Here is a 19,594-nt window from a genome sequence, read left to right on the forward strand (position 1 = left end):
TTCCAATGCCTGAATTGCCAGAAGTTGAAGTCAGCCGTCAGGGGATCTCCCCCTGGCTTACCGGCATCAAGGTCACCAGGGTGGTGGTGCGGGATGGCCGCCTGCGTTGGCCGATCCCCGGTGAAATTCAGGAGCTGGTGGACCTCACTATCCATCGGGTGCGTCGCCGTGCCAAATACCTGCTGCTGGAGACCGATTTCGGCACCGCCATCCTTCATCTGGGGATGTCTGGCAGCCTGCGGGTGCTGGATATCGGCACCCCGGCCGAGAAGCACGACCACGTGGATATCGAGCTGGAGAATGGCAAGCTGCTGCGGCTCAACGATCCGCGCCGCTTCGGCGCCCTGCTCTGGACCCGTGAACCGGCCGAAGCCCACGCGCTGCTGGCCAAGCTGGGGCCCGAGCCGCTCACCGACGCTTTCAATGCCGATTACCTGCGCGAGCGTGCCAAGGGGCGCAGCACCGCCATCAAGCAGTTCCTGATGGACAATCAGGTGGTGGTCGGGGTGGGCAACATCTACGCCAACGAGGCACTCTATGCTGCTGGCATTCATCCCAAACGGGCGGCGGGCAATATCAGTGGCGAGCAGTTGGGAACCCTGGTGGCCGAGATCAAGCGGGTACTGGCCGAGGCCATTCGTCAGGGGGGCACCACTCTGAAGGATTTCACCAGCGCCGATGGCAAGCCGGGCTATTTCGTGCAGCAGTTGCAGGTGTATGGCCGTGGCGGTCAGCCCTGTTTCCATTGTCACACCCTGCTGACCGAGATCAGAATGGGCCAGCGCACCACGGTTTTTTGCAGTCATTGTCAGCGCTGAACACACTTTTTGCCCCGATCCGGGGGAAGTTGTAACAGCGTATTGCCACGCTGTTGAAGATTTGCACAGCTGTCACTAATATCCCGACCGTTCAGGCGGTTTGAGAAATAAAAATGACAGTTAAATCAATAGACTGGGAACTCCTATCCCGGCAAGAGCGCTATTGCGCAAAATCCATGGCCCGCTTCCTCTACCCTGAGGGATGTGACCGAAAAACCTTCAATCGTGGCAAGTTTGTGCTGCGTAGCCTGCTCTATCGCAAGTCGCTGAGCCGGGTCTTCAGCCTGTTTCAGTGCGAGTCGCTCAAGGCGCTGCCAGCCATCTACCCCGAGCTGCTCGACAAGCCGATGCGTCCTTACCGCTTCGCTTGTGCCAGCGCCCGTCAACGGGCCGAGATGCTGGAAGCTCACTATCGGTTGCTCCTCGAGTGTTACCCGCAGCTGATCGATCCGCTCTATCTGGGCGAGGGGATTGAGCTGGGGCACTATCCCCAGAGCGATTGCCGCATCCTGCTGCGCCATGACGGCACCTTCCGCCGCGAGGCCGAGCTGGCGCTCTCCATCGTCAACGGCGAGGGGCAGCGCCTCTACAGCTGCGCCTTTTCGCTGGCGGGCAGTGCGGAGCGTTTGATGCTGATGATCGGCTCCATGCAGGGGCCGGAGCCTGCGGTCGACAATGCTCAGGATCGGGTGCGCGAGCTGACCAAAGAGGGACACGGCCTGCGGCCCAAATCCCTACTGGTACAGCTGGTGCTGCAACTGGCGCAGAGCATGGGGGCGGCAGAGGTGCTGGCGGTGCGCAAGCGGGCCCACGTGTTCCAGGCCAAGCGCTACAGCAGCAAGCAGAAAGCCAACCTGCAGGCTGATTATGACGAGCTGTGGCAGGAGTTCGACGCCCGGGATGTGGACGCCAACTTCGTCGCCCTGCAAGCGCAGCCGCGCAAGCCGCTGGAGGAGATCGCCTCCAAAAAGCGGGCCATGTACCGGCGCCGCTACGAGTGGCTCGATCTGTTGGTGCAGGGGATGACCGCGTGTTTTGCCCGCCAGTAACCGGCAAGCAGGCTGACCTCTCCATAACGAGACAGATACAACAAGGGCTACCCACGGGTAGCCCTTGTTCGTTGTTGCCAGCCGGGGAGAGTTTTACCCTTTCTGCTTAGCGGCGATGGCCTTGGCCACCACGGGATCGACAAACTGGCGGATATCACCGCCGTGCAGCGCCACCTCTTTCACTAGGGTGGAGGAGATAAAGGAGTTCTCTTCCGCCGGGGTGAGGAAGACGCTCTCCAGCTCCGGCATCAGGCGGCGGTTCATGTTGGCCAGCTGGAACTCATACTCGAAGTCGGAGACGGCGCGCAGGCCGCGGATCAGCACATTGGCCTGATGCTCCTTGGCGAAATCCACCAGCAGGCCGGAGAAGCCCACCACCTTGACGTTAGGCAACTGGCTGGTCACTTGCTGGACAAGCTGGACCCGCTCTGCCAAATCGAACAGCGGGCGCTTGCTCGGGCTGTTGGCAACGCCGACCACCACCTCGTCAAACAGCTTGGCGGCGCGGCCGATCAGGTCAGCGTGGCCATTGGTCACGGGATCAAATGTCCCGGGATAAATTACCCTGGTAGTCATGTTTGCAGTCCTGCAGCCTGTAAATTTGGTCGCATTATAGGGGGGATTTGGCTGTTATCGCGACAGCCGCCGCCTCAGAATTTATTCATTGCGCGGTGTCTGAGGTACATTTTGGCGGTTTTAATCCATGTCAGCAGGTCTCTTCGCTTGAGAATAGCCCTGCATCAGGCAAGAATACGCCCATCGCGCATCAAGCCTCCTTGCAGTGGTGACAGGGAGCAAAGGGATTTTTATGAAACGTATTCTGGTCGTTCGCAATGACAAGATTGGTGACTTCATGCTGGCATGGCCGAGCTTCGCCATGCTCAAAGGATCCATGGCGTGTCATGTGACGGCGCTGGTTCCAGCCTACACGGCGCCGCTGGCCCGGCTCTGCCCCTGGATTGACGAGGTGATCATCGATCCGGGCGTCGGTGCCGACAAGGAGCAACAGCGCGCGCTGCTCGCGCGGATCAAGGCGGCGGCGTTCGATGCGTCCATCTGCCTCTTCTCCAACTCCCGCAACGCCATGCTGGTATGGAAGGCACACATCCCCTACCGGCTGGCCCCGGCGACCAAGCTGGCGCAGGTGCTCTACAACCAGCGACTGGTGCAGCGCCGTTCCCGCTCCCAGAAGCCGGAGTCCGAGTACAACCTGGAGTTAATCCGCCGTTTCCTGGCCGATCAGCAGGTAGCCGTAGTGGAGCCCCAGACGCCTTTTCTGCAGTTCGACCCCGCAACCCTGTTGCAGGTGCGGGAACAGTTGGCGCTCAGGCTCAAGCTCGATGCCAGCCGCCCCTGGCTGATGGTGCACGCCGGCAGCGGCGGCTCGGCCAACAACCTCTCCATCGAGCAGTATGCCCGCATCATCATCAAGCTCAATCAGGCCTGCCCCGAGCTGCAGTGCGTGCTGACCGCAGGTCCGGGCGAGGAGAAGATGGCCGAACAGCTGGCGGCCGAGCTGTTGGCCCACGGCGGCAACGGCTGGATCTACCGCTCCAGCGATGGTCTGCCGATGTTCTGTCAGGTGCTCGCCAACGCGGCGTTGTTCGTGGCGGGCAGTACCGGGCCGCTCCACATCGCCGGCGCGCTGGATGTGCCGACCATAGGCTTCTTCCCGATGCGCCGCTCTGCTACCCCGCTGCGCTGGAAGCCCCTCAACAGCGAAGGTCGTCACCTTGCCTTCAGCCCGCCAGAGGATAGCGACCACCCGGAGGATATGAGCCAGCTCGATCCCAAGGCCATGGTGCCGGAGATGGCCCGCTGGGCGGCGCCCTTCTGGCAGAAGTAAGGTATCCAGCAATGCAAACAGGGCCCCGCGGGGCCCTGTTTCGTATGGCCGTTATTCCGGCTGCTGTGGCTGCTGGCGCACCCAGAGGTCGGCGTATTTGACGAAGGTGGAGTGGGCGGAGAGGATCGCCAGCAGCAGCCCCTGCTTGCCATCGAGGAAACCGGCTTTTAGCAGGTACATCTTGAGGAAGCAGCCGACGGCGTGGAGCAGCCCCTGACTGAGGGAGCCCTTTTTGCCGCGAGCTGTGCGCTGATCGGCCCAGGCACGGGCATAACCGGCGGATTTCACCAGATAGTGCTCCAGATCCCGATAGGTGAAGTGGAGCAGGTCGCCATGGAGATTGACGATCTTCATGTTGGCCCGCACTTCCACCTTCTCGTGTACCAGCGCTTCGTTGTAGCTGGTGAGTGCCTTGGGATAGAGGCGCAGCACCCGATCCGGATACCAGCCGCTGTGGCGGATAAAACGGCCAAACACCCAGGAGAGGCGCGGGATCGAGTAGATGGTATCGCTGGCTGGATTGGTCATCACCTTGGCGATAGCGGTTTTCAGCTCAGGGGTGAGCCGCTCGTCGGCATCCAGCCACAACACCCAGTCGGATTGCACATGGGACTGCGCCAGTCGGCGCTGCTTGCCAAAGCCAGGCCACTTCTGGTTGACGAAGAAGCGGGCGCCAAACTCGGCGGCAATGGCCGGTGTCTCGTCCTGGCTGCCGGAGTCCAGAATGACGATCTCGTCCACCAGTCCGTCGAGGGAGGCGAGGCACTTGCGCAGGTTGTCGGCTTCATTCTTGACGATCAGAACGGCAGCCAGAGTCGGTTTTTTCACAAAATTGGGCTCATGGTTATTGCCCGGCTGGTGGGGCGAATGGGTATTGATGGGCCATTCTAACGGAAAAATGGGCCAAAGAGAGAGCCGCCATTGCCCGTTTCTGCCTGCTGTTTTCCTGTCTCGCTGGCGTTTCATCTCGCTCGGCAGGAAGAAGGCCGTCGCTGGAAAAATGAGGCGGCGGCAGCGCCAAGCAAGGATCTTCTGTTATTTATCCGACCATTGCATGGGACGCGTAATCTCGCGGGGTGGGCAGAAGGTCACCGCTGAAAAAATGAGGCGGATGGGGGGATGAGCGAGGATCTTCTGTTATTTATCCAGTCATTCTTGGGGCATAATCTCGCCCAGTGATGATTAACAGTCGGGCCTGTCCCGAGAGAAGACGCGTGATGAAAATATTGGTGATCGGCCCCTCCTGGGTCGGCGACATGGTGATGTCCCAGAGTCTCTACAAGGCGATCAAGGCCAACCACCCGGAGTGTGAGCTGCACGTGATGGCGCCATCCTGGTGCTGCGCCCTGCTGGAGCGGATGCCGGAGGTGGACAAGGCGATCACCATGCCCCTTGGCCACGGTGACTTCAAACTGGTGGCGCGCCGCCGCCTCGGCAAGCAGCTGGCGGCCGAGAAGTACGATCAGGCCATCGTCCAGCCCAACTCCATGAAGTCGGCGCTGATCCCCTGGTTTGCCCGCATTCCGGTGCGTACTGGCTGGAAGGGCGAGAGCCGCTACGGTCTGCTCAACGATCTGCGCAGCAACAAGTCTGCCTTCCCGCTGATGGTGGAGGGCTATCTGGCGCTCGCCTATCCCAAGGCGCAGATGAAGAGCCGGGCCGATATCCCGACCATTCCGCACCCGGCACTCCACGTTGATCTGATCAATCAGAGCAAGGCGCTGGAGCGACTGGGGCTGGATCGCGCCCGCCCGGTGCTGGTGCTCTGCCCCGGTGCCGAGTTTGGCCCGGCCAAACGCTGGCCGGAGGGGCACTACGCCGTGGTGGCCCAGCAGCATCTGGACGAAGGGTGGCAGGTGTGGATCTTCGGCTCCAACAAGGATCTGCCGGTCGGCAACACCATCCGGGATCGGGTCAATCTGCTGACCCGCCCCAACTGCCACGTGCTGGCGGGCAAGACCAGCCTGCACGAGGCGATCGATCTGATGGCGCTGGCCAGCCGGGTCATCTCCAACGACTCCGGCCTGATGCACATCGCCGCCGCCCTCAACCGGCCACTGGTCGGCGTTTATGGCTCCACCTCGCCGCTCTACACCCCGCCGCTGGCGGATCGGGTCGAGATCGTCCACACCGACATCGAGTGTCGCCCCTGCTTCAAGCGCACCTGCAAGTTCGGCCATCTCAAGTGCCTGATCGACTTGCCGCCGGAGCAGGTGGTCGATGCCTGCAAGAAGCTGGAGCAGAGCCAGTAAGATGCCCTACCGTCTGCTCTACAACCTGCTGATCCATCTGGGATTGCCGCTGGCGCTGCTGGCGCTCTACAAGCCGAAAAAGGGTAAGCCCGGCTTTGGCGAGCGCTGGGCCGAGCATCTCGGCCGACTGCCTGCCACCGGACAGGATGCGCCGCTCTGGATCCATGCGGTGAGCGTGGGGGAGACGCTGGCCATCACGCCGCTCATTCGTGCCCTCAAGGCCGAGCGGCCCGATCTGCCGATCCTGCTCACCACCACCACTCGCACCGGCGCCGAGCAGGCCGCCAAGCTGGGGGAGCTGGTGGTGCATCGCTACGCGCCGCTCGACTACCCCTGGGCGGTGGCGGCCTTTCTCGACACCTTCAAGCCGCGCGCGCTCTGGGTGATGGAGACCGAGCTGTGGCCGAACTGGCTGGCCGCCTGCGAGGCGCACCATCTGCCGGTGACCATCATCAATGCCCGTCTTTCCGAGCGATCCTGCCAGCGTTATGCCCGCTTCCACGGCGCCTTCGACGCCCTGAGCCGACCGCTGACCCATCTGCTCTGTCAGCATCAGGATGACGCCGACCGCTTCGCTCGCCTCGGCATTGATCGTTCGCGGCTGGCGGTGACTGGCTCCATCAAGTTCGATATCCAGTTTGGTGACGAGGTGCAGGCCAAAGGTCGCGCCCTGCGCCAGCAGCTGGGTGCTGAGCGACCAGTCTGGATCGCCGCCAGCACCCATCTGGGTGAAGACGAGCAGGTGCTGGCCGCCTTCGATCTGCTGCTCAAACGCCATCCCGCTGCGCTGCTGATCCTGGTGCCGCGTCATCCCGAGCGGTTCGATCGGGTGGCCGAGCTGTGTGCCCCTTACGGCTGCGTGCGGCGCACCAGTCATGCTGCGGTGAGTGCCGAGGATAAGGTCTATCTCGGCGATACCATGGGCGAGCTGCCGCTGATGCTGGCGGCGGCCGATGTGGCCTTCGTTGGTGGCAGTCTGGTGAAGATCGGCGGCCACAACCTGCTGGAGCCGGCGGCGCTCGGCAAGCCCTGCCTGACCGGCCCCGCCTACTTCAACTTCAGCGATATCACCTGCCAGTTGGTGGCTCAGGGGGGCGCCGCCATCGTGGCCGATGCCGCCGAGCTGGGCGAGCAGGTGAGCCAGCTGTTTACCGACGGGAATGCCCACCGCGAGATGGGGGAGCAGGCCCGTGCCGTGGTGCTGCGCAATCAGGGGGCGCTGGCGCGTACCCTCTCGCATTGCCTCGCTGCGCTGGAAAACGACTGATTCCCGGCTATTCAAACCCGGCCATTCCTTATCGATGGCCAGCCATAAAAAAACGGAGCGCGATGCGCTCCGTTTTTTTGTTGGCGATGGCCGGGATTAGCGAACGATCAGCCCCAGCAGGATGCCCAGCACCCCGAAGTCGGAGTCGCTGAAGGTGGTGTTGGCAAAGCCGAGGTCGCCCAGCACCGGCAGCAGGAACACCGGCAGAATGGTGAGCAGCAGCAGGCCGTTGGCGAAGGAGCCCAGAATGGCGCCACGACGGCCACCGGTGGCGTTGCCGAACACCCCGGCGGCGGCGCCGACGAAGAAGTGCGGTACCACGCCCGGGATGATGACGGTCAGCCCCATCACGTAGAGCAGCGCCATCCCCACCAGACCGGCGGCAAAGCTCGACAGGAAGCCGATCAGCACGGCGTTGGGGGCGTAAGGGAAGACGATGGGGCAGTCGAGCGCCGGTTTGGCGTTCGGTACCGGTTTGTCGGAGATCCCTTTGAAGGCCGGTACGATCTCGGCGATGACCATCCGCACACCCTGCAGGATGACGTAGACGCCAGCTGCGAAGGTGATGGACTGCATCAGGGAGAACATCAGCCAGTGTTTGCCCTTGGCAACGCTGGTCACAAACTCGGGACCCGCGAAGGCGGCGGTCACCAGGAAGATGATGCCCATGGTGAAGGAGATGGCCACTGGGGTGTCGCGCAGGAACAGCAGGCTCTTGGGTACCTGCACATCTTCACAGCTGTGGGCCTTGTTGCCGAATTTGGCGCCGATCAGGGCGGAGAGCACGTAGGAGCAGGTGGAGAAGTGGCCCAGTGCCACATCATCGGAGCCGGTGATCTGTCTCATGAACGGCTGGGCAATCGCCGGGAAGAAGACCATGGCTACGCCAACCACCAGGCTGCCGACCGCGATGAGCGAAATGCCGCTCATGCCACCGGCAGAGAGGATTACCGCCACCATCATCGACATGAAGAGGGTGTGGTGGCCGGTCAGGAAGATGAATTTCCACGGGGTCAGACGGGCGATCAGGATGTTCACCAGCATGGCGAAGAACATGATCATCGCCATCTCTTTGCCAAACGAGGTTTGGGCGATGGAGACGATGGCCTCGTTGTTGGGCACCACGCCCTTGATGCCGAAGGCGTGCTGGAAGATGACGGCGAAGTCACCCAGCGAGTTGATCACCAGGGTGGCACCGGCCCCCAGAATGACAAAACCCATGATGGTCTTGACCGTGCCCTTGATGCACTCGGTCACCGGTTTTTTCTGGGCTATCAGGCCAATAAGTGCAATCAGGCCAACCAGTACGGCGGGCTCTGACAGCACGTCAAACATCAGAAAATTGAAAAATTCCATGGTCAGCTCCTGGCAATGGAAGATGCGGCCCGCAGGCCGCATGGAGGATGCTTAGAGGGCGCCCAGTTCGCGCAGGGCGGTGGAGAGCTGCTCTTTCATGGCGACCTTGTCGACCATGTTGGCGAGAGTCACCAGTCGGCCATTGACGCCCATGGATTGCAGTTGCTCGGCGATGTCGCGAGTGGCGACAAAGATCTCGGCGGTTTCGCTGCCGGCGGAGGCCAGATCGCGGTGATCCACTTCGGCCGTGACTGCCAGCTCTTTCAGGATGCTCTTGATGCTCATTTCCATCATCAGGCTGGTGCCCAGACCGTGACCGCATACAACCAGAATTTTCATCGTCTCTTCCTTTGTCAGGTGCGCCTTGGCGCAGATCAGTAGCGCGCCAGAATGCGCAAGATGTCGTCTTTGGTGTCGGCCGCAATGATGGCCGCCACGTCCTCTTCATTCATAAACAGCTCGGCCAGCTGGGCGATGGTCTCCACATGGGAGTTGCTGTCGCTGGCTGCCAGGGTCACCAATAGCTGGACCGGGTCGTTGCCTTCGGAATCAAAGTTGACCCCCTGCTTGATGACGGTCAGCCCCAGACCCAGCCGGTTGACCCCATCCTCGGGGCGAGCGTGGGGCATCGCCAGACCGGGGCCCAGTACGTAGTAGGGGCCGAGCTCTTCGTGGGAGCGAAACAGCGCCGCCACATAGGAGGGTTCGATGGTGCCATTGGCCAGCAGGGGCGCCGTTGCCAGCTCGATGGCGTGGCGCCAGTCGCGAGCGGCAGGTTCGATGCGGATGACATCCTCGGTCAGCAGTTGAGTCAGCATGGTGGTGATCCGGCTAGTTAAGATGGGGCCAATCTAACGATCTTGTCGCCGGGAAACTGTGAGGGTGATCGCGAAAGTTAGCGCTATCAGATAGCGCTAACATGAAACTGTGATAGCGCTATCACTTCATCCATTAACGGGAGTCATCTTGCCCCCGTGATCCGGGAAAGAGGGTAGAATCGGCCCTGAGCAAATAGTCAGTGCCGCACTTTTGCCTTAAAGTGGGCAGCCGCAAGTCAAGGATGGGATGGATGTCAGAAGCAAAGAAGCGCCGTAGCACGGGTCGGGTGACCCTCAATGATGTGGCTCAGCTGGCCGGGGTGGGAGCCATGACGGTCTCCCGCGCCCTGCGTACCCCCGAGATGGTCTCCGACAAGATGCGCGAGCGTATCGACGCTGCGGTGGAAGAGCTCGGCTACATTCCCAACCGGGCGGCTGGGGCGCTGGCGTCTGCTACCTCCCAGACCATCGTAGTGATCGTCCCCAGTCTGGCGGAAGCGGGTTGTGGCGAGATGATCGCCGGTCTGCAGCAGACCCTGCTCGATGAGGGCTACCAGATCATGTTGGGGGATGCCCAGCACCTGAGGCAGCAGGAAGAGAGCCTGCTGACCAGCTTCCTGCAGCACAATCCGGCGGCGGTGGTGCTGTTTGGCGGCGATCTCGGCGAGACGATCCGGGCCCGCTTGAAAGCTTCTCGTCTGCCGGTGGTGGAAGTGGGGGCCATGGCCCGCAGCCCTATCGACATGAATGTGGGGGTTTCCAATTTCGATGCCGGTTATCAGCTGACCCGTCACCTGATTGAGCGGGGTTATCGCAATATCGGTTTTCTCTGTGCCCGTCAGGAGCAGTGGATGCTGCAACAGCGGATGCAGGGCTGGCAGAAGGCGCTGCTCGACAATTACCTCTCCCCCGATGCCATCATCAACACCTCGGAGCGGCCCAGCTTCAGCACTGGCGCCACCATGCTGGGGGAGTTTCTGCTGCGCTGGCCCGAGCTGGATGCGCTGATCTGCGTTAACGACGAGCTGGCGGCGGGCGTGCTGTTCGAGTGCCAGCGGCGCCATCTCGCTGTGCCCGGCAAGCTGGCCATCGCCGGATTCGACGATCTGGATGTGGCGCGCGCCTGTTATCCAACCCTCACTTCGGTCAAGATCCCCTATCGCAAAATGGGGCAGGAGGCCGCCGAGCTGATCCTGCGCCAGCTGGCCGGGGAGTCCGTGAGCGGTACTGCTCTGGCTCTCGATTTTCAGCTGCAAAAGCGCCAAAGCAGCTGACCCCCATTTCACACGTCATCAAAGAGGCAACCATGTTCAAGGCTCTGTTACTGGAAAACCAAGACGGCAAGACTGTTCCAACCCTGACCCGGCTGGCCGAGAGCCAGTTGCCGGAAGGTGAAGTGCGGGTGGCGGTCGCCTACAGCTCCATCAACTACAAGGATGGGCTGGCCATCACCGGCAAGGGCAAGATAGTGCGCCAGTGGCCGCTGGTGCCCGGTATCGACTTCGCCGGTACCGTGCTCGAATCTGCCGACAGCCGTTATCAGCCTGGCGACAAGGTGGTGCTGACCGGCTGGGGTGTGGGGGAAGGGCATTGGGGTGGCATGGCCGAACAGGCGCGGGTCAAGGGGGACTGGCTGGTGCCGCTGCCCGCTGGGCTGGATGAGCGGCAGGCCATGTGCATCGGCACCGCTGGTCTCACCGCCATGCTCTGCGTGCTGGCGCTGGAAGAGGCGGGCATTACTCCCGAAAGCGGCGAGGTGCTGGTCACCGGCGCGGCGGGCGGTGTGGGTTCCACCTCGGTTGCGCTGCTGGCAGCCCTTGGCTATCAGGTCGCGGCGCTGACCGGTCGTCCCGAAGAGCAGGGCGCCATGCTGACCGAGCTGGGTGCCAGTCGCATCGTGCCACGCAGTGAACTGCTGGTGCCCGCCAAACCGCTGGAGAAGCAGCTGTGGGCCGCTGCCATCGACACCGTTGGTAGTCAGGTGCTGGCCAAGTTGCTGGCCCAGATGAACTATGGCGGCGCCGTGGCGGCCTGCGGGCTGGCGGGCGGCTTCGATCTGCCGACCAGCGTGATGCCCTTCATCCTGCGCAACGTGCGCCTGCAGGGGGTCGATTCGGTGCTGTGCCCGTTTGAACGTCGTCAACTGGCGTGGCAGCGACTGGCGCAGGATCTGCCCGCCAGCTTCTTCGCACAGGCTGTCACCGAGATTGGGCTGGAGCAGGTGGTCGCGGCCGCCGAGGCCATTACCCTGGGTCAGATTGCCGGCCGCACCCTGGTCAAACTTTGATCTCACCTTGACTGGCGAGCCCGACATTTCCGGATAAAATTGGAGTGCGGGTGAACTATCCAAGGAGAGTGAAGATGGGTGGACACAAGCCGGATTACGACTCCTCTGATGACGAGTGGGATCCGGAATCCTGGGAAGAAGAGCTGGATCAATGGGAAGATGAAAGCTGGCAGGATGATGACACTTTCGATGACCAGTGAACCACAGCATTAAATGAACAGGCGGGCTTTGGCCCGCCTGATTTTTTTGCCGCGCTCACAAGGTTGACTGTTCGCCCTTGGTCAGTGCCGGGCCGCTGGGTAGAATGAACTGCCCAAATGACACTCAAGGATGACTATGCGACTCACCATCATACTGTTGGCTGCCCTGCTGGGTGGCTGCGTCTCGAACGATGATCCCTGCGAGAAGGTGTGGAGCGAGGTGGGGGAGGCGGATGGCAAACTGGGCTTCACCAGTGAGCGGATCGAGTTTCATCAGGATCAGTGTGGCAAGAAGGTGGATGCCGAGCTATGGGAGCAGGGACGCCAGAAGGGGCTGGCCTGGTATTGCCGCCCTGAGCATCTCTATCTGGCTGGCCGCTCCGGCAGTGAATATCGCGGTGTCTGCCCCAACGATACCCAGGCGCGCAGATTATTCGATCAGGGGCGTCACGGCTGGACTGATCAATAACGCCCTGGTTGAGAGGGGGCTACTCCTCTTTCAAGCGCAGCGGCTGGCAGAGATAACCCTTGTCATTGGCACTGCGGGCACACTTGCCGCAGACAAACTTGGGTTTGCGCACTATCTTGCGCAACGCCTTGAGATCGGTGGGGATCTCGTGACGGCGCCACTCACACAGGGTTTTACTGCCCATAACGACTACCTCTACGACTCGATGGGCGTATTGTAATCGATTTTCATTTCGAATAAACCGGCGAAGCTCGCTTATTGGCCGATATGCCAATAAGCGACTGTTTCGGGAGGGATTACTGGTAGAGGAACTTGGTGAAGATGAGCTCGCGCACCGCTTTCTTGCCGGTCTCTTTCACCAGCAGCTCGTTGACCTTGGTCTCGCACTCCTTGCGCAGCTCTTCGCGGCTGACCAGAGATTTGATCTGATCGGCGCTCTTGCTGCCCATCAGGCGGATGATGGTGTCGCGGATCAGCGGGTCATGCTGCTCCAGCAGCTTGAGATCGGCTTCGTTCTCCGCCATCAGCTCCACTGTGACCCGGATATAGCCGAGGGTTTTGCCATCGCTCAGGTAGTTGGTGATGATGTCGGGATCGAGCGCGTGGTAGGAGAAGCCCGGCTTGGCGGCCGCTGCGGCCTCTCCCTCTGCGGGCGGCTCCTCTCCCCCGGATGCGGATACCTGAAGCGCGCCGCAACTCAGTAACAACACCAGCAGAATTTTGAAGATCTTCATATAGATGGCTCATCAGCAAGAGATACCCCATTTTTGATGCTGCCATCGGGGCCGTCAAGCACGGATGTTCTTACATTTCGCTATTGATTTACGGATAATAAACCGGATTTTAACCTGAACACGGAAATCTCTGGATGGTGAAGCTGTGAAGTCCGAGTTGACTGTTCCCCTCACGCCATTAAGCGGCTGGTTGGCCCCTGAATGTTGCGAGTTGCCCGCCAGCTTGCGCCCCTGGCTGCTGGAGCCTGGCTCCATGACCCGGCGCCTGCGCCAGCACAATCGCCACTTCTCGGTGGCGTGGCTGGGCAATCACCCGGTCGCCCTCACTGCCGATGAGCAGTGGCTGGTGGATTCGGCTTCGCCGGTCGGCACCTGCCGCGAAGTGATCCTGCACGGGGATAGGGGGCCCGCGGTGCTGGGTTGGACCCTGCTTGCCGATGGCGCGCTGCAAGGGAGCGGCATTGCCGAGCTTGGCGAGCAGCCGCTGGGTGAGCGGATATTTGGCCATGAGCCTGCCCGCCGCGATCACCTGCAACTGGCGCGCTTCGAGATTGCCGCCAATCCCCGCTGCCCAACAGCCATCGTCTGGGGGCGTCGTTCCCGTCTGTTTCTGGGGCAATGGCCACTGCTGGTGCACGAGCTGTTTCTGCCCTCTCTCGTCTGTGACAAGGAGCTGGAGTGAATTTGTTAACCAAGGAGCGGGGACTTGCCTACATGCAGTTGGCCCGCGTCGATAAACCTATAGGCACTCTGCTGCTGCTGTGGCCAACCCTGTGGGCGCTCTGGCTGGCGGCCGGTGGCCTGCCCAATCTCTGGGTGCTGACCGTGTTTGTGGTCGGAGTCTTTCTGATGCGCTCGGCTGGGTGCGTTATCAACGACTATGCGGATCGCAACTTTGACGGCCACGTCAAACGCACTGCTGGTCGGCCCTTGCCCACGGGCAGGGTCAAGCCGTGGGAGGTACTGGCGCTCTTTTTCGTGCTGGCGATCATCTCGTTTGCTCTGGTGCTGACCATGAATCCGCTCACCATCAGCCTGTCGTTTGTCGGCTTGCTGCTGGCGGTGAGCTACCCCTTCATGAAGCGTTTTATCTCCAACCCCCAGCTGGTGCTCGGAATGGCCTTCTCCTGGTCGATCCCGATGGCCTATGCGGCGCAGGCGGATGCCCTGCCGCTGGTGGCCTGGCTACTCTTCTTCGCCAACCTGCTGTGGACCGTGGCTTACGACACCCAGTACGCCATGGTGGATCGGGATGACGACCTCAAGCTCGGCCTCAAGTCCAGCGCCATTCTGTTTGGTCGTCATGACAAGCGGATCATCGGGGCGTTGCAGCTTTCGGCGCTGCTGCTGCTGTTGGCTGTGGGGCATCTGATGCTGTTGGGTGGTTGGTATTACTGGGGATTGCTGGGGGCGGCGGTGCTGTTTGTCTATCAGCAGCGGCTTATTCGCGAGCGGCAGCGGGACGCCTGCTTCCAGGCGTTTCTCAATAACAACTATGTGGGGGCGCTGGTGTTTGCCGGTCTGGTGCTTGACTACCTGCTGGCGTGATAACGTACTGAGTCACGCGGAATAAAAAAGAGGGTCGCGTGTTGGGGTGCTGTTGTTTGCCGGTCTGGTGCTCGGCTACACACTGCTGACGCGATAGCGCCCTGAGTAAAACTGAATGAAAAAAGAAGGCCGCATGATGCGGCCTTCTTTGTTTGCGTTGCAGGTCAGAGCTGGTTGCCTGCCTGAATGGTGCGGCGGATCTTGTTGCTCAGCAGCGGCACTATGTTGTCGGCCAGCGCCTGGAAGCGGCCCAGATCCGGCTTGCACTCGGGGGAGAGGTAGCCCTCTTTGCGCAGGGTGTGGATCAGGGTGCTGAACAGCTTCTGGTCGAAGAACTCGGGGGCGTTGATGCCGTGCAGGGTGCCGAGGCGCTCTGCCATCATCAGGCCGTCGGCTTCCAGCTGCTCCGCCTCGATACGGGGCTGGGCCAGTACCCGGGTCAGCACGATGGCGTAGCGTTGCAGGGTTTCCTGAATACTTTCTGCCAGCAGCAGCAGACGCATCTGGTTGCCCGGATTAACCCAGTAACCGCCATCGCGCAGCTCAATCAGTTGCTGGGCCTGCAGGGCATCGAGCAGGCTCTCTACCACCGCCGGCAGATCTTCTTCCTCATAATGAAGGAACAGTTCTGTCTTTAGCAGCGGATAGATGTCGATGCAGCGGGCCACGATCTCGCTGTGGGAGATCCCCTCGCAACGCTCGATCAGCGCCGCCACCAGGGATGGCATGGCGAACAGGTGCAAGATGTTGTTGCGGTAGTAGGTCAGCAGGATCGCCTGATAGCGGTCCAGACTGATGATCTGCCCCAGCTTGTCCTCGCTCACCTCGAACTTGTTGAGCTCCATCGCCTGATCCAGCAGGGTCTTGGCATCCTCATCCGGAATGGTGCTCTGCGGGCTGTAGGGCACCTGCTTGAGCAGATCCAGATAGGTGTTGAGCTGGGCCTGCAGCTCGTCGCGGGTCAGGGCATGACGCTCGGCGGCCAGCAGTGCCAGCGCACTCAGGGTCAGGCCGTTGACGGCGGCGGCGGCATTGATGCGAGTCATCAATAACTCGGCCAGATTGTTGACTGTGCCCGCCATCCACTCAGGGCGATCCTCTTCGCCGATATGGGATTTCCACTCCGGGACGTGTTCACTGAGGTAACTGTTGAGGGTCAATGGCTCACCGAAGTTGACGAAGCCACGGCCGTAGTTACGCAGCTTGCGCAGAATGCCGAGCACCTGCAGGAAGCTCTCCTTCTCCTTGCGGCTGCCCTTGAGTTCGTTGTGGTAGGTGTTCACCTCCATCACGTGCTCGTAGCCCAGATAGACCGGCACCAGGGTGACCGGCCTGTCCAGCCCGCGCATCATCGCCTGCAGGGTCATCGCCAGCATGCCGGTCTTGGGCGGCAGCAGACGGCCGGTCCGGGAGCGGCCCCCTTCGGTGAAGAACTCCACCGAGTAACCCTTGGCAAACAGCAGGTTGAGGTATTCACGAAATACGGTGCTGTAGAGCGGATTGCCCTTGAAGGTGCGGCGAATGAAGAAGGCACCGCCGTGGCGGAAGATCGGGCCTGCTGGCCAGAAGTTGAGGTTGATGCCTGCCGCGATATGGGGCGGCACCATCCCCTGGTGGTAGATGACGTAGGAAAGTAGCAGGTAGTCCATGTGGCTGCGATGGCAGGGAACGTAGACAATCTCGTGCCCTTCCTGCGCCAGCTGGCGTACCTTCTCGGCACCATTGACCGACAAACCGCGATAGAGCTTGTTCCACAGCCAGCCGAGGAAGCTCTCGCCAAGGCGGATCAGCCGGTAGGAGAAATCGGAGGCAATCTCATCCATGTAGCCGTGGGCGCGTTTTTGCGCCTTCTCGAGGCTAATGTTCTCGCGCTGGGCTTCTTCTTCAATGGCTTGCTGGATCACCCCGGAGTCGAGCAGCTGTTTGAACAGCAGATTGCGGTTGGGCAGTTTCGGTCCGGTGGCGGCCAGTTGCTGGCGACTGAAGTGGGTGCGGGCCACGCGCGCTAGTTTGTGGGCGATGGCTTCATCGGTGCCGTGTTTGTCTGCCATGTGGCGCAAAGAGAGCGGCGGCGAGAAGCGCACCAGATTCTCGCGACCCTTGAGGATCACGATCAGCGCCTTCTTCAGCCGGTTTGGCGCCAGGCTGCTGATGATGTTGAGGCCGGAGGCATCTTCCCCTTCCCGACCCGGGGCGCGGCCCCAGAACAGAGTAACGGGCACCACCTGGATATCCAGCTCGGGATCCTGCTTGTGCAGATCCAGCAGCTGGTGGAATTCTTGCAAGAACGGCAGCGGCTTGCTGCGCTTGCCGAACAGGGGAGGCGGACGATCCAGACAGACGTAGCGCGGCAGCAGCTGGCCATTAAGCTCCAGCGGGGTGAAGGGGCCGGGCAGACCGAGATCCTCGCAGCACTGTTGCAAGGTCATCAGGTCGGTGATCGAACTGGTTTTCAGGGCATAGACAATGGGTCTGTCCGGGTCCAGATTGAGCTCGGTGATGGGATTTTCCGGCAAGCTCTTGTGATTGACCAAGCCACTGACCGGCCATTGCAAGATGGCTCTGGAAATCTTCTGTCCAAGGGACATGTGCGTCTGCTCTCCAAAAAAATGCGGCGTGAGCATAGCAAATCGGTAGCCCCTTGTCGCCGAGAGGTACGATGAGTCGGCTGAGCGAGATCAAAACAGTGATAAATGCGGGATGGGTTGCGACAAATGTCAGCTGTGCCTTGCCTTGGCTGGCACACTGTATATACTGCCAGTGTGCTGTATAAAAAAACAGGTGCCAATGCTATGAAACCCCTTACCCCCCGCCAGGCCGAAGTGCTGGAGCTGATCAAGGTAAACATGAGCGAGACCGGTATGCCGCCGACTCGTGCCGAGATTGCCCAGAAGCTTGGTTTTAAATCGGCCAATGCGGCCGAAGAACATCTGAAGGCCCTGGCCAAGAAAGGGGTCATCGAGATCATGCCGGGCACATCCCGCGGCATTCGCCTGTTGCTCGAAGAGGAAGAGGTACTGGCAGAGAGTGGCCTGCCGCTGATCGGCAAGGTGGCCGCCGGTGAACCCATTCTGGCTCAGGAGCATATCGAGAGCCATTATCAGGTGGATCCCGCCCTGTTCCATCCGCGGGCAGATTTTCTGCTGCGGGTACAGGGAATGAGCATGAAGAACATCGGCATTCTGGATGGTGACCTGCTGGCGGTGCACAAGACTCAGGATGTGCGTAATGGTCAGGTGGTGGTCGCCCGTCTCGATGAGGATGTCACCGTCAAGCGCTTCCAGCGCAAGGGCAGTCAGGTGTGGTTGTTGCCGGAGAACGAAGAGCTATCCCCCATCGAGGTGGATCTCTCCTGCCAGCAGCTCACTATCGAGGGGCTGGCGGTTGGAGTGATCCGCAACGCCGACTGGATGTAGTTCTTCCCTCCAACTGCGTTTGCCACACGGCCTCCTTCGGGAGGCCGTGCTGTTTCTGGCGCACTTTCCCTGTCATATCAAGCAGATCGTCGGCGGCGGCATTTTTGTCCTGCGCGACCGGTTACCAATCATCTATTTCAGATATATGCTCAGATCAGTGCCCTGTCGCCGAGACGGGGCTCGGCTCCTCATGGGGACAACGTCAATGAGCCGTTATGGGAGGGCCGGTAACAACGAGAATCGCGAAGTACACCTTCACGGGATATGAAGGGGGAGTGGAGAGATCCCGAGCCCTGTCGGGCAGAGGGGACCACTCGTAGAGTTGCAGCTAGTCGTGACGGGCCTGACGATCGCTCAGGCCGATGCAGCAATATGACCTGTCGGTCAAGGAGGACTGGTATGGCATCAAGATCGCCATGGGATTCAGAGGTGGTAGTTGTACCATCGGCATCGTCTATCACCCGTTGTGTCAAAGGTAGCCGGATGACCTGGTTTTATGGTCTCTGGTTACACCACAAGGGTTCACACTGGACACTCTGGTTGGGATGCCCGAAGGAGAAGGTGGTGCGCCTGGTGTTACTGTTCAAGCGGGGCCATGGCGATCGCCAGGGGGAAGAGGGCTTGCTGGCACCCGTCATTCCCATCGGCGTGCGGGCCATCGGCAAGATGTTGCAGCAGGGACGCAACGCTCGCCCCTGAGCAGAAGAGGCAAGCAGATGCACACCTAACCGGCACCCGAGGGGCCGGTTTTTTTATGGTCTGAACTGGCGATCAATTGTGCCAAATGGTCGGTTCCTGACTGTGCGAGACACAAGGTTGACCCACGTTGCTGGCTCGCTGGGGTACAATACCCCTCTTGTCCGGTCACTGCTGGCCATCTACCTCGAACTTAAAGGGTCTCTTGTGATGATGAAGCTCCGCTATCCCCTGCTTTTTCTACTGCTGACAGGCTGCCTGACCCTGGCGTTCTACGCCACCCAGCCTGAGCAGCCGCAACAGGCTGACTACTATCCTGCGGGGCGGGATATCAACGATTTCGCCTTTACCGATGCGGACAACAAGCCGTTCACCCCTGCCAACCTGAAGGGGCACTGGACCTTTCTGTTTATCGGCTACACCTTCTGCCCCGATATCTGCCCCACCACCCTGGCAGATATGCGCTCCGTGTATGACCAGCTGAAGAAGATGGCGTCCAACAGTCAGGTGGTGTTTATTTCGGCAGACCCCCAGCGCGATGACATACCCCGTCTCAAGACCTACACCGCCTTCTTCAATCCCGAGTTCAAGGCGGCTACCGCCCCCCACGACAAGCTGTTCCCGTTTGTGCGCAATCTGGGGCTGATCTACTCCATCGCCAATCAGGGGGAGAAGGATTACCTGATCGATCACTCCGCCTCCATCGTGCTCATCAATCCCAAGGGCAAGCTGCAGGGGGTGTTCCGCCCGCAGGTGGTGCCGGGTGAGGTGCCCCGGGTGCCGATGGCTACCATGTTGTCTGATTTTTCCCGCATGATGAAGCTGGCTGGCTACTGAA

General features: G+C 60.8%; 22 protein-coding genes. 14 read left to right on the plus strand and 8 right to left on the minus strand.

Translation table 11 applies throughout. From position 1 onward, the window contains the following. The first annotated feature begins 5 nt into the window (after nt 1–5). Nucleotides 6–818: a bifunctional DNA-formamidopyrimidine glycosylase/DNA-(apurinic or apyrimidinic site) lyase gene (gene mutM, locus BN1135_RS15425; protein ID WP_042022644.1), complete on the plus strand. Its 813-nt coding sequence runs from the start codon at nt 6–8 to the stop codon at nt 816–818. A 176-nt stretch (nt 819–994) separates the two neighbouring features. Then, the gene (locus tag BN1135_RS15430) at nt 995–1,867 is read left to right on the plus strand and encodes a VirK/YbjX family protein (protein ID WP_042022647.1); all 873 of its coding nucleotides are present in this window, start codon (nt 995–997) and stop codon (nt 1,865–1,867) included. Between the two features lie 93 nt (nt 1,868–1,960). On the opposite strand, the gene coaD is transcribed toward BN1135_RS15430, so the two are convergent. Continuing rightward, the gene (coaD, locus tag BN1135_RS15435) at nt 1,961–2,443 is read right to left on the minus strand and encodes a pantetheine-phosphate adenylyltransferase (protein ID WP_042022649.1); all 483 of its coding nucleotides are present in this window, start codon (nt 2,441–2,443) and stop codon (nt 1,961–1,963) included. A gap of 232 nt (nt 2,444–2,675) precedes the next feature. Here coaD and BN1135_RS15440 point away from each other — a divergent pair, with 232 nt between their 5' ends. Beyond that, on the plus strand, nt 2,676–3,713 hold the full coding sequence (locus BN1135_RS15440) for a glycosyltransferase family 9 protein (RefSeq protein WP_042022651.1): 1,038 nt from the start codon (nt 2,676–2,678) through the stop codon (nt 3,711–3,713). A gap of 51 nt (nt 3,714–3,764) precedes the next feature. Here the strand turns inward: BN1135_RS15440 and BN1135_RS15445 are convergent, their stop codons facing one another. After that, nucleotides 3,765–4,541 (minus strand): glycosyltransferase family 2 protein, encoded by a 777-nt coding sequence (locus BN1135_RS15445; RefSeq protein WP_042022653.1) that lies wholly within the window; start codon nt 4,539–4,541, stop codon nt 3,765–3,767. A 389-nt stretch (nt 4,542–4,930) separates the two neighbouring features. Here BN1135_RS15445 and waaF point away from each other — a divergent pair, with 389 nt between their 5' ends. Then, nucleotides 4,931–5,965: a lipopolysaccharide heptosyltransferase II gene (waaF, locus tag BN1135_RS15450; protein WP_042022654.1), complete on the plus strand. Its 1,035-nt coding sequence runs from the start codon at nt 4,931–4,933 to the stop codon at nt 5,963–5,965. A gap of 1 nt (nt 5,966) precedes the next feature. Beyond that, nucleotides 5,967–7,232 carry a lipid IV(A) 3-deoxy-D-manno-octulosonic acid transferase gene (gene waaA, locus BN1135_RS15455; RefSeq protein WP_042022656.1) on the plus strand — a complete coding sequence of 422 codons (1,266 nt, stop codon included), beginning with the start codon at nt 5,967–5,969 and terminating at the stop codon, nt 7,230–7,232. A gap of 96 nt (nt 7,233–7,328) precedes the next feature. Here waaA and BN1135_RS15460 read toward each other — a convergent pair whose 3' ends face one another. Genes BN1135_RS15460 through BN1135_RS15470 form a run of 3 tightly spaced genes read right to left on the minus strand, consistent with a single transcriptional unit; the run spans nt 7,329 to nt 9,406 of the window. After that, nucleotides 7,329–8,588, minus strand: coding sequence for a PTS ascorbate transporter subunit IIC (locus BN1135_RS15460; protein ID WP_042022703.1), 1,260 nt, complete (start codon nt 8,586–8,588; stop codon nt 7,329–7,331). A gap of 51 nt (nt 8,589–8,639) precedes the next feature. Beyond that, a complete protein-coding gene (locus tag BN1135_RS15465; protein WP_042022659.1) occupies nt 8,640–8,927 on the minus strand; it encodes a PTS sugar transporter subunit IIB in 288 nt (95 codons plus the stop codon). Between the two features lie 35 nt (nt 8,928–8,962). Continuing rightward, entirely contained in the window at nt 8,963–9,406 is a 444-nt protein-coding gene (locus BN1135_RS15470) for a PTS sugar transporter subunit IIA (protein ID WP_042022661.1), read from the minus strand. Nucleotides 9,407–9,657: 251 nt separating this feature from the next. Between BN1135_RS15470 and BN1135_RS15475 the strand changes: the two genes are divergently transcribed. The 4 genes from BN1135_RS15475 to BN1135_RS15485 all read left to right on the plus strand — a co-directional run bounded on the left by BN1135_RS15475 (nt 9,658) and on the right by BN1135_RS15485 (nt 12,362). Then, nucleotides 9,658–10,680 carry a LacI family DNA-binding transcriptional regulator gene (locus tag BN1135_RS15475; RefSeq protein WP_042022662.1) on the plus strand — a complete coding sequence of 341 codons (1,023 nt, stop codon included), beginning with the start codon at nt 9,658–9,660 and terminating at the stop codon, nt 10,678–10,680. A 32-nt stretch (nt 10,681–10,712) separates the two neighbouring features. Then, the gene (gene acuI / locus BN1135_RS15480; protein ID WP_042022663.1) at nt 10,713–11,693 is read left to right on the plus strand and encodes an acrylyl-CoA reductase (NADPH); all 981 of its coding nucleotides are present in this window, start codon (nt 10,713–10,715) and stop codon (nt 11,691–11,693) included. A gap of 74 nt (nt 11,694–11,767) precedes the next feature. After that, nucleotides 11,768–11,893 carry a hypothetical protein gene (locus BN1135_RS22570; protein ID WP_256029019.1) on the plus strand — a complete coding sequence of 42 codons (126 nt, stop codon included), beginning with the start codon at nt 11,768–11,770 and terminating at the stop codon, nt 11,891–11,893. 136 nt (nt 11,894–12,029) lie between these two features. Then, nucleotides 12,030–12,362: a DUF2799 domain-containing protein gene (locus BN1135_RS15485; RefSeq protein WP_042022665.1), complete on the plus strand. Its 333-nt coding sequence runs from the start codon at nt 12,030–12,032 to the stop codon at nt 12,360–12,362. A 19-nt stretch (nt 12,363–12,381) separates the two neighbouring features. Here BN1135_RS15485 and BN1135_RS22210 read toward each other — a convergent pair whose 3' ends face one another. After that, entirely contained in the window at nt 12,382–12,546 is a 165-nt protein-coding gene (locus tag BN1135_RS22210; protein ID WP_098971330.1) for a hypothetical protein, read from the minus strand. A 112-nt stretch (nt 12,547–12,658) separates the two neighbouring features. Beyond that, nucleotides 12,659–13,096, minus strand: a complete 438-nt coding sequence (locus BN1135_RS15490) for a flagellar basal body-associated FliL family protein (RefSeq protein WP_042022667.1) — start codon at nt 13,094–13,096, stop codon at nt 12,659–12,661. Nucleotides 13,097–13,241: 145 nt separating this feature from the next. On the opposite strand from BN1135_RS15490, the gene BN1135_RS15495 reads away from it, so the two are divergent. Both BN1135_RS15495 and ubiA read left to right on the plus strand, forming a co-directional pair. Continuing rightward, nucleotides 13,242–13,778 carry a chorismate--pyruvate lyase family protein gene (locus BN1135_RS15495; protein WP_042022669.1) on the plus strand — a complete coding sequence of 179 codons (537 nt, stop codon included), beginning with the start codon at nt 13,242–13,244 and terminating at the stop codon, nt 13,776–13,778. Continuing rightward, nucleotides 13,775–14,644 carry a 4-hydroxybenzoate octaprenyltransferase gene (gene ubiA / locus BN1135_RS15500; RefSeq protein WP_042022671.1) on the plus strand — a complete coding sequence of 290 codons (870 nt, stop codon included), beginning with the start codon at nt 13,775–13,777 and terminating at the stop codon, nt 14,642–14,644. Before BN1135_RS15495 ends, ubiA begins: the two co-directional genes overlap by 4 nt. Before the next feature lie 164 nt (nt 14,645–14,808). Here the strand turns inward: ubiA and plsB are convergent, their stop codons facing one another. After that, nucleotides 14,809–17,232: a glycerol-3-phosphate 1-O-acyltransferase PlsB gene (gene plsB, locus BN1135_RS15505; RefSeq protein ID WP_042022674.1), complete on the minus strand. Its 2,424-nt coding sequence runs from the start codon at nt 17,230–17,232 to the stop codon at nt 14,809–14,811. Between the two features lie 204 nt (nt 17,233–17,436). On the opposite strand from plsB, the gene lexA reads away from it, so the two are divergent. The 3 genes from lexA (at nt 17,437) to BN1135_RS15520 (ending at nt 19,593) form a co-directional block, all read left to right on the plus strand. Then, nucleotides 17,437–18,060: a transcriptional repressor LexA gene (gene lexA / locus BN1135_RS15510; protein WP_042022677.1), complete on the plus strand. Its 624-nt coding sequence runs from the start codon at nt 17,437–17,439 to the stop codon at nt 18,058–18,060. Nucleotides 18,061–18,543: 483 nt separating this feature from the next. After that, nucleotides 18,544–18,759, plus strand: a complete 216-nt coding sequence (locus BN1135_RS15515; protein ID WP_098971316.1) for a hypothetical protein — start codon at nt 18,544–18,546, stop codon at nt 18,757–18,759. A gap of 207 nt (nt 18,760–18,966) precedes the next feature. Continuing rightward, on the plus strand, nt 18,967–19,593 hold the full coding sequence (locus BN1135_RS15520; RefSeq protein ID WP_042022680.1) for an SCO family protein: 627 nt from the start codon (nt 18,967–18,969) through the stop codon (nt 19,591–19,593). Nucleotide 19,594: the final 1 nt, after the last annotated feature.

The sequence above is a fragment of the Aeromonas sobria genome (assembly GCF_000820145.1).
Taxonomy (GTDB): Bacteria; Pseudomonadota; Gammaproteobacteria; order Enterobacterales; family Aeromonadaceae; genus Aeromonas; species Aeromonas sobria.

Coding starts and splice junctions, on each gene's coding strand:
- BN1135_RS15520 (WP_042022680.1), top strand. CDS start 18,967: ATGATGAAGCTCCGCTATCCCCTGCTTTTTCTACTGCTGACAGGCTGC.
- BN1135_RS15470 (WP_042022661.1), bottom strand. CDS start 9,406: ATGCTGACTCAACTGCTGACCGAGGATGTCATCCGCATCGAACCTGCC.
- plsB (WP_042022674.1), bottom strand. CDS start 17,232: ATGTCCCTTGGACAGAAGATTTCCAGAGCCATCTTGCAATGGCCGGTC.
- mutM (WP_042022644.1), top strand. CDS start 6: ATGCCTGAATTGCCAGAAGTTGAAGTCAGCCGTCAGGGGATCTCCCCC.
- BN1135_RS22210 (WP_098971330.1), bottom strand. CDS start 12,546: ATGGGCAGTAAAACCCTGTGTGAGTGGCGCCGTCACGAGATCCCCACC.
- BN1135_RS15475 (WP_042022662.1), top strand. CDS start 9,658: ATGTCAGAAGCAAAGAAGCGCCGTAGCACGGGTCGGGTGACCCTCAAT.
- BN1135_RS15465 (WP_042022659.1), bottom strand. CDS start 8,927: ATGAAAATTCTGGTTGTATGCGGTCACGGTCTGGGCACCAGCCTGATG.
- waaA (WP_042022656.1), top strand. CDS start 5,967: ATGCCCTACCGTCTGCTCTACAACCTGCTGATCCATCTGGGATTGCCG.
- BN1135_RS15440 (WP_042022651.1), top strand. CDS start 2,676: ATGAAACGTATTCTGGTCGTTCGCAATGACAAGATTGGTGACTTCATG.
- BN1135_RS15485 (WP_042022665.1), top strand. CDS start 12,030: ATGCGACTCACCATCATACTGTTGGCTGCCCTGCTGGGTGGCTGCGTC.
- acuI (WP_042022663.1), top strand. CDS start 10,713: ATGTTCAAGGCTCTGTTACTGGAAAACCAAGACGGCAAGACTGTTCCA.
- BN1135_RS15490 (WP_042022667.1), bottom strand. CDS start 13,096: ATGAAGATCTTCAAAATTCTGCTGGTGTTGTTACTGAGTTGCGGCGCG.
- BN1135_RS15515 (WP_098971316.1), top strand. CDS start 18,544: ATGACCTGGTTTTATGGTCTCTGGTTACACCACAAGGGTTCACACTGG.
- BN1135_RS22570 (WP_256029019.1), top strand. CDS start 11,768: ATGGGTGGACACAAGCCGGATTACGACTCCTCTGATGACGAGTGGGAT.
- BN1135_RS15460 (WP_042022703.1), bottom strand. CDS start 8,588: ATGGAATTTTTCAATTTTCTGATGTTTGACGTGCTGTCAGAGCCCGCC.
- coaD (WP_042022649.1), bottom strand. CDS start 2,443: ATGACTACCAGGGTAATTTATCCCGGGACATTTGATCCCGTGACCAAT.
- lexA (WP_042022677.1), top strand. CDS start 17,437: ATGAAACCCCTTACCCCCCGCCAGGCCGAAGTGCTGGAGCTGATCAAG.
- BN1135_RS15430 (WP_042022647.1), top strand. CDS start 995: ATGGCCCGCTTCCTCTACCCTGAGGGATGTGACCGAAAAACCTTCAAT.
- waaF (WP_042022654.1), top strand. CDS start 4,931: ATGAAAATATTGGTGATCGGCCCCTCCTGGGTCGGCGACATGGTGATG.